General features: G+C 73.2%; 2 protein-coding genes. Both read right to left on the bottom strand.

What is annotated here, in order from left to right; all coding sequences use genetic code 11:
- A partial coding sequence (locus ACZ4D5_RS40990) for a non-ribosomal peptide synthetase (protein WP_467777606.1) occupies positions 1-2,585 on the bottom strand: 2,585 nt, incomplete at its 3' end.
- Positions 2,582-13,894 carry a non-ribosomal peptide synthetase gene (locus ACZ4D5_RS40995; RefSeq protein ID WP_467777607.1) on the bottom strand — a complete coding sequence of 3,771 codons (11,313 nt, stop codon included), beginning with the start codon at positions 13,892-13,894 and terminating at the stop codon, positions 2,582-2,584. The genes ACZ4D5_RS40995 and ACZ4D5_RS40990, both read right to left, overlap by 4 nt.
- Positions 13,895-13,898: the final 4 nt, after the last annotated feature.

Consider the following 13,898-nt stretch of genomic DNA (forward strand, 5'->3'; position numbering starts at 1 on the left):
GCCTCCCCCTGCGCCCCGAACGGACACGCCACGAAACGCTCCGCCGAGAGACCCGGCCGACTCAAGTACCCCTGCGCCAGACCAGAACCCGCCGCATACAGCTCACCCACCACACCCGGCGGCACCGGACGCAGGAACGCATCCAGCACATACACCTGCCGGTTGCACAGCGGACGCCCGATCGGCAACACCGCCCCACCAATCGACCCCACCGGCAACTCATGCCACGTCGCACACAGCGTGACCTCCGTCGGCCCGTACAAATGCCGCACCCCGACCCCAGGACACACCTCACGCACCCGCGCCACGGCACCAGCAGGCACCACGTCCCCGCCCGTCAACACCTCCCGCAGACCCGCGAAACACTCCGGGGACTCCTCCGCGAGCACCCGGAACTGTCCTGCCGTGACGTGCAGCACCGTCACTCCGGCAGCGACCGCCTTACGCACCCCCGCCGCGTCCACCGGGCCCGGCCCGGCCACCACGACCCGGCCGCCCGACACCAGCGGCACCCACACCTCGAACAGCGACACGTCGAAGGCGTGCGGGGCGTGCATCAGCACCGCGTCCCCCGCCCCCACCGACCAGCCCCGGTCCCCGACCAGACCCGCCACACTCCCGTGCGGCACCGCCACACCCTTCGGCACCCCCGTCGAGCCCGACGTGTACATCACGTACGCCACGTCCCGCGCACCCACCGCAACAGCGGCCCGCGGAGCCCGGCGCCCGGCGAGCGCCTCGCTCACCTCGGCGTCGTCCAGGACCACCGTGCGGACCGCCGTGCCCCCGGGCAGTGCCGCACGCGTCTCCCGGGTGCACACCACCGCCACGGGCGCGGCGTCCGCGAGCAGGAACGCCACCCGCTCCGCCGGATGGTCCGGATCCACGGGAACGTACGCGGCGCCCGCCCGCCACACCCCCAGCAACGCCACCAGCAGATCGGCCGACCGCTCCATCAGCACCGCGACACGGTCACCGCGACGTACTCCCAAGTCCCCGAGATGCGACGCGAGACGGCCCGCCCTCTCGGCCAACTCCCGGTACGTGAGCGACCGTTCGCCGTCGCTCACCGCCTCCGCGTCCGGCGACCGCTCCGCCCGGCGCGCGAACAGCTCCGGCACGGACGCGCCCGGCACCGGGCCCGCCGTCGCGTTCCACTCCGAGACGACCAGCTCGCGCTCCTGGCCGCCCGTCACGTCGACCCGGCCCACCGGCACCGACGGGTCGGCGGCCATCTGCTGCAGCACCCGCACGATGCGCCGCGTCAGCTCGGCGATCCGCCGGCTGTCGAAGACGTCGGGCCGGTACGTGGCGCGGACGTGGAGGCGGTCGGTGAGGAGGACGCCGAGCGTCAGCGGGTAGTTGGTCGCCTGGTGGCCCGGGGTGACGGAGAAGGCGGGGGCGTCGGGGGCGGTCGGTTTCCCGGACGGGGTCGGGTAGTTCTCGTAGACGACGAGCGTGTCGAAGAGGGCACCGGGGCCCGCAAGCCGCTGGATCTCCGAAAGGCCCAGGTGCTGGTGGGCGATCAGACCGGACTGGCGTCCCTGGAGCCGCGCCAGCATGTCCGCCACCGACTGGCCGCCGTCGAGGCGCACGCGCACCGGCAGGGTGTTGATGAGCAGCCCCACCATCGACTCCACGCCGGGCAGCTCGGCGGGCCGCCCCGCCACGGTCGCGCCGAACACCACATCCGTACGCCCCGCGAGCCGCGCGAGGACCAACGCCCACGCGCCCTGCACCACCGTGTTCACCGTCAGGCCCTGGGCGCGCGCCAACTGCGTGATGTCCTGCGTGAGTTCGGGGGAAAGGCGTACCACGCTCTCTTCGGGGAGCACCGGCGTCCCGCCCCGCACCGCCGGTGCCACCAGGGTCGGCTCGTCCGCCCCCGACAGCTCGGCCCGCCAGGCGGCCCGCGCGGCCTCCTTGTCCTGGTGGCCGAGCCACACCAGGTAGTCCCCGTACGAGGTGGTGCGCTTGAGCACGGAGGCGTCGCCGTCCGCCGCGTACACCTCGGAGAGTTCGTTCATCAGGACCGGCATCGACCAGCCGTCCATGAGGAGGTGGTGCGAGGTCACGACGAGCCGGTGCCGGTGCGTGCCGAGCCGGACGAGGAGCAGCCGGAGCAGGGGCGGGACGGCCAGGTCGAACCGCTCGGCGCGCTCCCGCGCGGCCAGCTCCTCGACCCGGGCCAGGAGGTCGGCCTCCGGCCGAGCGGCGCGGCCGGCCCCCGCCCGCTCCGTCAGGTCGACCTCGCGCCAGGGCACCGTCACGTTCCGGGTGATGAGCTGGACCGCCTCGCCCGACTTCCTGCGGTGGAAGCTCGCCCGCAGCGCCGCGTGCCGGTCCAGGAGCGCCTCCCACGACGCCCTCAACCGGTCGGCGTCCAGCGGCCCTTCGACGTTCAGCGTGAACTGCACGGCGTAGACGTCGGGTCCCTGGTCGTCGAAGTCGGCGTGGAACAGGAGGCCTTCCTGCAGCGGCGACAGGGGCCACACGCCCGCGAGCGCCGAGCCGCGGGCCGGCCCCTGGGACGGGCCGCGGGGCGCGCCGTGGGCCGAGCCCTGGGCTGCGGTTGATGACTTCACCGGGACAGACCCTCCTCGAGCTTGGCTGCTATCGCTTCGAACTGGTCGACCTCGTCCTGTTCGAGGTCGAGGAGATGGAAGTCGGAGGGGGTGTGCCCGCCGGCCGCCGGTTCGTCGGTGTGCGCGGCGAGGCCACCGAGCATCCGCACCCAGGTCCGGCCGAGGCGCTCCACGTCGGCCTCGTCCAGGAGCGCTTCGGGCCAGCTGAGGGTGACGGTGACCTCGGGGCCCTCCGGGGTGTCCCGGACCACCGCGAGCCCTTCCAGCACGTGCATCGCCGGCAGGTCGGGTTCGGTGGAGCCGCCGACCGCCGCCGCCCCCGCCAGCTGCCAGTCGTCGACCGCGCCCGCCGCCCCCGCGGCGAACCTGCCGAGGTAGTTGAAGCCGATCTGCGCGGCGGGCGCGGCCTCGATGAGCGGGCCCGCCCCGGGGTTGAGACGGCGGAGCAGTTCGTGCCCGAGGCCGTCGCCGGGGACCGCCCGGACCTGCTCCTTGACGGCCTTCACCACGCTACCGGCCGCCGGGCCGCCGGCCATAGCGTCGTCCAGGTCGGTGCCGGTCACCGCCAGGCGGACCGGATGGACGCTCGTGAACCATCCGACGGTGCGGGACAGGTCGGCGCCCTCCAGGGGTTCGCGGCCGTGGCCCTCGATCTCCACGAGGAGCCCGGACGCGGTGCTCGGCCGCCAGTGCGCGACCGCGCCCGCCAGGGTCGCGAGGAGCACCTCGCGCACACCGCAGTGGAAGGCGCCGGGCGTGCGGGCGACCAGGGTGGCCGCCTGCTCGGGCGACACCGTCCACGAGCGGCGGCGCAGACTGCGCACGGTGTCCTGCCGCGGGTCCAACGGCCGTGCGCCCAGCGGTGGTTCGGGATCCCCGAGCACGGCACGCCAGCCGTCGAGTTCGGCGACCCGGCTCTCGTCCAGCGCCTGCCCGGCAAGGAGCCGCGCCCAGCGGCGGAACGAGGTACCCACCGCGTCGAGCTGTGGCACGCGCCCGGCGGTCGCCGTCTCGCACGCGGACTGGAGGTCGGGGAGCAGGATCCGCCAGGACACGCCGTCGACCACCAGGTGGTGGACGACGAGGACGACGCGCCCCGTGCGTGCGGGTCCCGCGTCCACCCAGACCGCCTGCACCATCACACCGGCCGCCGGGTCGAGCCGCTCCACGGCCTCGCGCGCCGCCCGCCCCGCGATCTCGTCCAGCACCGCGTCGTCGTCGCCCACCGCGTCCACGCGGACGACCAACCGTCCGGCGTCCACCGACCCCCGCTCGCCCACGACCAGCTTCGGCTCACCGGGAACCGTCCGCGCCCGCAGCATGTCATGCGCGTCGAGCACGGCCCCCAGACCGGCCGCCAGCACATCGAGGCCCAGCCCCGCCGGAGCGCCGACCGTCATCCACTGGGCGAAGCGCGCGCCCACGGCCCGCTCGCCGAACGCCCGCATGACCGGCGTCCAGGGCACCTCGCCCACACCGACGTCGGGGACGGCCGCGGCGCGGTCCGCCGTGCCTGCCGCCTCCACCACGGCCGCGAGGCGTTCGGGGGTCTTCTCCTCGAACACGTGCCGTGGCGTCATGACCAGGCCGGCCTTGCGCGCCCGGGAGACCAGTTGCATGGAGCTGATCGAGTCGCCGCCGAGCTCGAAGAAGCCGTCGTCGGCACCGACCCGTTCGAGGCCGAGCATCTCGGCGAACAGGTCGCACAGAATGCGCTCGGTCTCGGTGCGGGGCGCCCGGCCCGAGACCCGCTCGGCGAAGTCGGGCGCGGGCAGCGCGGCCCGGTCGACCTTGCCGTTCGCCGACAGGGGCAGCGCGTCGAGGACCAGGACCGCCGTCGGCACCATGTGCTCCGGCAGCACGGCGGCGGCACGTTCGCGGACCGTCGGCCCGTCCACCGTCCCCGCGTCGGCGGCCACATAGCCGATCAGCCGGCGTTCGCCCGGACGGTCCTCCCGCACCACCACGACGGCCTCGCGCACTCCGGGGTGTCCCGCGAGCGCGGCCTCGACCTCACCGGGTTCGATGCGGTGCCCGCGGACCTTCATCTGGTCGTCGGCGCGGCCCGCGAAGACGAGTTCCCCCTCGCCCGTCCACCGCACCACGTCCCCGGTGCGGTACATCCGCTCCCCCGCCCCGAACGGGCAGGCCACGAACCGCTCCGCCGAGAGCCCCGCGCGCCCCACGTAGCCGCGCGCGAGCCCGGCACCGGCCACGTACAGCTCACCGGGCACACCCACCGGCACCGGCCGCAGGGCCGTGTCCAGGACGTACACCCGGGTGTTCGCGATCGGCCGGCCGATGGGCGTCGTCCCGTCGCGGTCCGGCCGGATCGGGCTGACCGTGGAGATGATCGACGCCTCGGTGACGCCGTACTGGTTGTACATGGTGCGGCCCGTCGACCAGCGGCGGCGCGGCTCGGGCGCCATGGGTTCGCCGCCGATCATCAGCAGGCGGAGTTCGGGCACGTCCTCGGGGCGCATCTGCAGCAGGTGGGTCGGGGTCGTCGCCAGGTGGGTGACGCCCCGTGTGCGCATCAGGTGGGCGAGTTCGTCGCCGGATGCGTCGAGGCCCGCCGGTGCCAGGACGAGCCGCGCGCCCGCGCAGAGCGCCGGCCAGATGTCCGCCATGGAGACGTCGAAGCTCGGCGAGACCAGTTGCAGGACACGGCTGTGCTCGTCGAGCCCGTACCGCCGGAGGTTGTCCTCGACGACGTTGCGCAGCCCGCGGTGGGAGACCGCGACGCCCTTGGGTGCGCCCGTCGAGCCCGAGGTGTAGATCACGTACGCGGTGTTGTCCGCGGCCTGCGGTGCCCGGCGCTCCGTGTCCCGCAGCGGTCCCGCGTCGCGCGCGGCCACCTCACCGGCCACCGCGGGGTCGTCCATGGCGATGACTCGCCGCGAGGGCGGCGCGCCGTTCGTGTCTCCCGCGGCCCCCGCGCCGCCTGTGTCCCCCGCGGCTCCAGCGGCTCCCACGTCCACCGACAGCGCCCGCCGTGTCTCCGTGGTGCACAGGACCACGGACGGGTCGGAGTCCTCCAGGAGGTAGGCCACGCGGTCGGCCGGGTACTCCGGGTCCACCGGGACGAACACCCCGCCCGCCATCGAGATCGCGACGAGCGACACCATCAGCGCCACGGACCGCTCGACCACGACGGCGACGCGGCACTCCGGGCCCACGCCCGCGGCGATCAGGTACCGCGCCAGGCGCGCCGCCCGCTCCCTCAACTCCCCGTAGGTCAGGGTGTCCTCGCCCGATTCGACCGCCATCGCGTCCGGCGTCCGCGCGGCCCACTCCTCGAAGAGCTCGACGACCGACGAGGGCGGCACCGCTTGTGCGGAGTCGTTCCACCGCTGCACCACGCGCGCCCGCTCGTCCGCCGTCAGGACGTCCACCTCGCTGAGCCGGATCCGCGGATCGGCGGCGACCTGCTCAAGGACCCGTACGAGGCGCCGCGCGAGCGTCTGGGCCGTGTCCGGGTCGAACAGGTCGGTGGCGTAGAGGATCTCGCCGTCGATCCCGGCCGGAGCCCCGTGCGCGTCGCGCCGCTCGACCATGGACACCGCCAGGTCGAACCGGGCGGCGAGCCGGGTCGGCAGCGCGGCGGGACGCACCTGCACGCCGGGCAGTTCCCAGGTGGCCTCGGGCACGTTCTGCAGGGCCAGCATCACCTGGAAGAGAGGGGTGCGGGACAGCGAGCGGGACGGGTTGACCTCTTCGACGAGGCGCTCGAAGGGCACGTCCTGATGGGCGTACGCGGCGAGATCCGCGGCCCGCACCCGTTCGAGCAGCTCGGCGAAGGTCGGATCACCGCTCACGTCGGCACGCAGCACAAGGGTGTTGACGAAGAACCCGGCGAGCTCTTCGAGAGCCGCCTCGCCCCGCCCCGCGACCGGCGTACCGACAGGAATGTCCTCGCCCGCGCCCATCCGGGCCAGGAGCACGCTCACCGCCGCGTGCACCACCATGAACATCGTCGCCCGGCCCCGACCCGCGATCTCCACGAGGCGGGCGTGCGTCTCGGCGTCCGCGGCCACCGGCACCAGGCGCCCCTCGAAGGAGGGCACGACGGGCCGGGGCCGGTCGACGGGCAGAGAGAGTTCCTGCGGGATGCCTTCCAAAGCTTCGCGCCAGTACGCCAGTTGGCCGCTGATCACGCTGGCCGGATCCTCCAGCTCGCCGAGCACCTCACGCTGCCAGAGCGCGTAGTCCGCGTACTGCACGGGCAACGGGCCCCAGCCGGGCGGCCTGCCCTCGCACCGGGCCGCGTACGCGACCTCCAGGTCCCGCGCGAGGACACCCATCGACCAACCGTCGACAGCCACATGGTGCGCGACGACCGACAGCACGTACTCCGTCGGGCCGACCACCAGCAGCCAGACCCGCCACGGCACGTCCACCCGCAGGTCGAAGCCTTCGCCCAGTTCGGCGGAGAGCGCCTCCGGCACCTGGTCCGCGACGGTCTGCACGATGGTCAGGGGCGGGCGGCCCGCGCGGCCGGTCAGCACGTGCTGCCGCGGGACTCCGTCGGCATCGGGGAAGACCGTGCGCAGGCTCTCGTGCCGGTCGGCCACGTCACCGAGCGCCGCCTCCAGGGCGGCGACGTCCAGCACGCCCGAAATGCTGAGCGTCAAGGGCATGTTGTACGCGGCCGCCGCTCCCGGGACGGACTCCTCCATCCGGTTCAGGAACCACATCCGCTGCTGGGCGAAGGAGAGGGGCACCACGTCCGGCCTCACCCGCGCGCCCAGCGCGACCCGCGCCTCACCGTCGCCCGTCCCGTCACCGATCAGCCGCGCCAGCCCGGCCACCGTGGGCGCCCCGAACAACTCCGCTATGCCGACCTCGACTTCGAGCACGGCACGGACCCGGGCGAGCAGCCGCATCGCGAGCAGCGAGTCGCCGCCCAGCTCGAAGAAGCCGTCCTCGGCACCGACCCACTCAAGGCCGAGCACCTCGGCGAACAGCCCGCACAGGATCTCCTCGGTCTGCGTGCGCGCCTCCCGCCCGGAGGCCCTGAGGGTGAAGTCCGGTGCGGGGAGGGCCGCGCGGTCCACCTTTCCGTTCACCGTCAGCGGCAGGGCGTCCAGCGCCATGACCGCCGCGGGAACCATGAACTCCGGGAGCCTGAGGGCCACTTGTTCGCGCAGGGCGTGGGGGTCGAGGCCGTTTCGCCCCTCAGGCACGACATACGCGGCGAGCCGCTTGTCGCCCGGCCTGTCCTCCCGCACGACCGCCACGGCCTGACGGACCCCCGCGTACGAGCCGAGCACGGCCTCGACCTCGCCCAGCTCGACCCGGAAGCCGCGGATCTTCACCTGGTCGTCCGCGCGCCCGGCGAACAGCAGCTGCCCGTCGGCCGTCCAGCGGGCCAGGTCCCCGGAGCGGTACATCCGACCACCGCCACCGAACGGACACGCCACGAACCGCTCGGCCGTCAGGCCGGGACGCCCCACATAGCCGCGCGCCACACCCGGCCCCGCGATGTACACCTCACCGATCACGCCCGGCGCCACCGGCCGCAGATACGCGTCCAGGACATACATGCGTACGTTGCCCAACGGGCGCCCGATCGGCGGCGGTTGATCCTCCGGGCGGATGTCATCGGCCACCGGACCGACCGTGGCCATGACGGTCGCCTCGGTGGGGCCGTAGGTGTTCCACAGGCGCGCTTGCGGGGTCCAGCGGCTCGCCAGGTCGGCGGTCAGCAGCTCCGCTCCCAGAACCCAATTCCGCACCCCTGTCACGGAGTCCGGATCCAGCACACCCAGCAGGGACGGCACCACGCTCGCCGTGCTCACGCCCGCGGCCTCGATCATCCGTGCCAGGGCCGCGGGCTCGGCCCGCTCCGCACGGGATGCGATGGCCAGCGTCCCTCCGGCCGTCAGCGTGGCGGCCACGTCGAGGACCGCCGCGTCGAAGCTGAACGACGCGAACTGCAGCATCACCACACCCGCGTCGAGGCCCAGCGGCAGCCGCATCGAGTCCGCCAGGTCCAGCACACCGCCGTGCGCCACCGCCACACCCTTGGGACGCCCCGTCGAACCCGACGTGTAGATCACATACGCGAGCTGATCCGCAAGGACCTGCGCCCCGAACGGCTCCGCGGACCGCGCCGCCAACGCCGCCTCGGTCTCCGCGCCATCCAGCAGCACGACCCTCGCCACACCCACCGACACCCCGGCCAGCGACTCCCCGACGCCCAGCACCACGTCCGCGCCACTGTCCACGATCACATAGCCGAGACGGTCGGCCGGGTACTCCGGGTCCAGCGGAACGAACGCACCACCCGCCTTCCACACGGCAAGCTCCGCGACGACCATGTCGATCCCGCGCGGCAGACACAGACCCACCCGGCCCTCACGGCCGACACCGAGCGCCTTCAGATGCCGCGCCAGCCGGTTCGCCCGCGCCTCCAACTCCCCGTACGACAAAGCCTCCGCACCGCACCGCACCGCCACCGCGTCCGGCGTCCGCACCGCCCACCTCTCGAACTCCCCCACGACCGAACCCGCCGGCACCGGCCGGTGGGACACGTTCCACCGCTCCACCACCCGCGCCCGCTCGTCCGCCGTCAGGACGTCCACCTCGCTGAGCCGGATCCGCGGATCGGCGGCGACCTGCTCAAGGACCCGCACGAGGCGCCGCGCGAGCGCCCGCCCGGTGTCCTCGTCGAACAGGTCCGCGGCGAACAGGACGTCCCCGTCCAGCCCGGCCGGGGCGCCGCTCCCGTCGCGCCGTTCGGCGAGCGTCACCGCCAGGTCGAACCGCGCGGCAGGCGCGACCATCGAAGCCGACCGCACCCGCGCGCCCCGCAGCCGCCACTCCGGCTCCGGCACGGTCTCCAAGGCCAACATGACCTGGAACAAGGGGTTTCGGGAGACCGAGCGGGACGGGTTGACCTCTTCGACGAGGCGCTCGAAGGGCACGTCCTGATGGGCGTACGCGGCGAGATCCGCGGCCCGCACCCGTTCGAGCAGCTCGGCGAAGGTCGGATCACCGCTCACGTCGGCACGCAGCACAAGGGTGTTGACGAAGAACCCGGCGAGCTCTTCGAGAGCCGCCTCACCCCGCCCCGCGACCGGCGTACCGACAGGAATGTCCTCGCCCGCGCCCATCCGGGCCAGGAGCACGCTCACCGCCGCGTGCACCACCATGAACATCGTCGCCCGGCCCCGACCCGCGATCTCCACGAGGCGAGCGTGCGTCTCCGCGTCCGTCCCGAGCGGCGCCCGCCATCCCTCGAAGGACGGAACCACGGGCCGGGCTCGGTCGACCGGCAGAGAGAGTTCCTGCGGGATGCCTTCCAACGCGTCACGCCAGTACGCCAGTTGGCCGCTGATCACGCTGGCCGGATCCTCCAGCTCCCCGAGCACCTCACGCTGCCAGAGCGCGTAGTCCGCGTACTGCACGGGCAACGGGCCCCAGCCGGGCGGCCTGCCCTCGCACCGGGCCGCGTACGCGACCTCCAGGTCGCGCGCAAGGACACCCATCGACCAGCCGTCGACAGCCACATGATGAGCCACCACCGACAGCACGCACTCCGCCGGGCCGACCACCAGCAGCCAGACCCGCCACGGCACGTCCACCCGCAGGTCGAAGCCGCTTCGCGCGTGTTCCGCCAGCACGTCCCCGACCCGCTGCTCCGCGCACTCCACGGTCGCCATCCGCGGACGCCCCGCCTCTCCGTGCAGAACCTGCTGCCGCGGGACTCCGCCGGCGTCGGGGAAGACCGTGCGCAGGCTCTCGTGCCGGTCGGCCACGTCACCGAGCGCCGCCTCCAGAGCTGCCTCGTCCAGCACACCCGAAATACGGACCGCCAGAGGCAAGTTGTACGCGGCCGCCGCTCCCGGGACGGACTCCTCCATCCGGTTCAGGAACCACATCCGCTGCTGGGCGAAGGAGAGGGGCACCACGTCCGGCCTCACCCGCGCGCCCAGCGCGACCCGCGCCTCACCGTCGCCCGTCCCGTCACCGATCAGCCGCGCCAGCCCGGCCACCGTGGGCGCCCCGAACAACTCCGCTATGCCGACCTCGACTTCGAGCACGGCACGGACCCGGGCGAGCAGCCGCATCGCGAGCAGCGAGTCGCCGCCCAGCTCGAAGAACGACGTGTCGGTGTCCACCTGCCCCAGCCCCAGGGCCTCTCCGAAGAGCCCGCACAACACCTCCTCCAGCGGTGTCGCGGGTCCACGGCCGCCGCCCGCGCCCGGGAGGTCCGGCGCGGGGAGGGCGAAACGGTTCACCTTTCCGTTCACCGTGAGCGGCAGCGCGTTCAGGATCTGGATCGACGCCGGGACCATGAACTCCGGTACATGGGCGGCCACTTGCCCACGTATGGCCTGAGGGGTGAGGCCGTCGGCGAGATCGTGCCGCTCGTCGACCACGACATAGGCGACCAGGCGCTTGTCGCCCGGCCTGTCCTCGCGCACGACCACCGCGGCCTGGCGTATCCCCGGGGACGCGGCAAGCACGGCCTCGACCTCACCCGGCTCCACCCGGAAGCCACGGATCTTCACCTGGTCGTCCGCGCGCCCGGCGAACGCCAGCTGCCCGTCGGCCGCCCAGCGGGCCAGGTCCCCGGAGCGGTACATCCGACCACCGCCACCGAACGGACACGCCACGAACCGCTCGGCCGTCAGGCCGGGACGCCCCACATAACCGCGCGCCACACCCGGCCCCGCGATGTACACCTCACCGATCACACCCGGCGCCACCGGCCGCAGATACGCGTCCAGGACGTATATCCGTACGTTCCCCAGCGGGCGCCCGATCGGAGGCGCCTCGTCGCGCGGCCCGATCCCCGCGTCCACCGGTCCCGCGGTGACCATGACCGTCGCCTCGGTGGGGCCGTACGTGTTCCACACACGCGCCTGCTCGGTCCAGCGGCTCGCCAAGTCTGCGGTCAGCAGCTCCGCACCCAGAACCCAATTCCGTACCCCTGGAACGGAGTTCGGATCCAAGACGCCCAGCAAGGACGGCACCACGCTCGCGGTGCTCACGCCCGCGGCCTCGATCATCTCCGCCAGCGCGCCCGGCTCGGCCCGCTCCTGACCCGAGGCGATGGCCAGCGTGCCGCCGCCCGCAAGCGTCACCGCCACGTCGAGGACCGCCGCGTCGAAGCTGAACGACGCGAACTGCAGCACCACCACACCCTCGGCCACCCCCAGCGCGGGACGCATCACCTCCGCCAGGTTCGCCACACCACCGTGCGCCACCGCCACACCCTTGGGACGCCCCGTCGAACCCGACGTGTAGATCACATACGCGAGCTGATCCGCAAGGACCTGCGCCCCGAACGGCTCCGCGGACCGCGCCGCGATGGTCCGGACGGTCTCCACCTCGTCGAGCAGGACGAGGCGGCTCGTGCCGGCAGGGATGCCGTCCAGCGACTCTCCGGCGCCGACGACGACGTCCGCGCCACTGTCCACGATCACATAGCCGAGACGGTCGGCCGGGTACTCCGGGTCCAGCGGAACGAACGCACCGCCCGCCTTCCACACGGCCAACTCCCCCAGAACCATGTCGATCCCGCGCGGCAGACACAGACCCACCCGCGACTCCGGACCCACCCCGAGGTCCGCCAAATGCCGCGCCAGCCGATTCGCCCGCGCCTCCAACTCCCCGTACGACACCGCGTCCTGGCCACAGCGCACCGCCACCAGGTCCGGCGAGCGCCGCGCGCGCCCCGCGAACAGCTCCGGCACCAGTGCGTGCGGGGCGGCCGCCACCGCCGCGTTCCACCGCTCCACCACCCGCGCCCGCTCCGGCGCGCTCACCGCGTCGATCCGCCCCACCGGCACCGACGGGTCCCCCACGGCCCGCTCCAGGAACGCGAGGAAGGAGCGGTGTGCCGCCCGGAGCCAGTCGGGGCCGTACAGCGTGGAGTTGGCCTCGAACGTGATCTGCATGCCCTCGTCCTCGGACCAGCCGCTGACCAGCACGCCGAACTCCTCGACGCGCCGGCTCGACAGGTCGCGGACGGTGCCGCGGTGCTCGCCGAACCACAGGGTCTCGCCGGCCATCGGCATGATGTTGACGTACGGCCCGAAGTGCCATCGGTCGCCGGTCGGCCAGTTGAGTTCACGGCGCAACCGCTCGCCTCGGAAGCCCTGGTGGACGAGGAGGCCGCCGATCTCGCGGCCCGCTTCTCGTGCCAGCTCCAGCAGGCTCCTGCCGGCGGTGGCGGGCAGCCGCAGCGGCAGCATGTTCGCCATCGTGCAGGGGGTGCGTCGTGCCGGGTCGCTCGTGCGTCCGGCGACCGGAAGGCTGAGGAAGGCCTCGTCCGCTCCCGTCATCCGGCCCATGAAGGCGGCGACCGCGGCGACGACGAGCCGGGGCCAGCTCACCTCGGCCCGTGCCGCCGCCGAGCGCAGGAACGCGACGGCGGCAGGGGGCAGATGGCCGGTCGCCCGCAGGACCTCGGGCAGGTCGTCGTGCGGTGCCCGCGGCGCGGCGGAGCCGTGTCCGGGGATGCCCACGAGGTCCGGCCGGTCGGCGAAGTGGTCGAGCCAGTACTGCCGGTCGAGCTCGTACCGCTCCGAGGACCGGTAGGCGGACTCCTCCTCCAGGAGTTCGCCGAGTGTTGCCTGGGCGGAGGGTTCGGGGTGCTGTCCGCGCAGCAGTGCCGTGTAGACGTGGGCGACGCGGCGCCCGAGGAGGGAACACGCGTAGACATCCATCAGCAGGTGGTCGTGGCGCTGGAACCAGATGTGGCGGTCCGGGGCGAGTCGGAAGAGAACGTGGGCGGAGAGGGAGCCCGCTCCCTCTCCCTCTCCTGCTCCCGCGCCCTGGGTCAGTTCCGCTCGCATCCATGCTTCGGCGGCAGTGCGCGGATCGTCGGCGGCGCCGAGGCCGCTGGGATCACTGAGGTCACTGACATCGCTGAGGTCGACCAAGCGGAGAACGTCCCCTTCCGGGGGCGCGGGAGCGACGAACTGCGCAACCCTGTCGCCGTCTTCCGTTTCCGTCTCCACGAAACGCACCCGCAGGATTTCCGTTTCGGCGACGACGTGCCGCAGAGCGCGCCCGAATACCCGTGTGTCGACGGGCCCTTCTATTTCGACGTACTGACCGACGCTGTACAGCTGACGGGAGCCTTCCACACGCTGCGCCAGCCAGATTCCTTCCTGGGAATCGAACAAGGGCAGAGTGCGACCAGCTTTGCCGTTCATCTTTCCCCCTCGCCGAGCCATGCGCGTCGGCTGTTTCATCGATTTCCGGGGCGTCCAACCGGCGTCCGACCGACAACCGACAGGCGTCCAACCGTGCGGATTGCGCACTTGGACGCTCAGCGGGCGCGGGAACATTCAC

This window comes from Streptomyces sp. NPDC025651 (genome assembly GCF_055558735.1).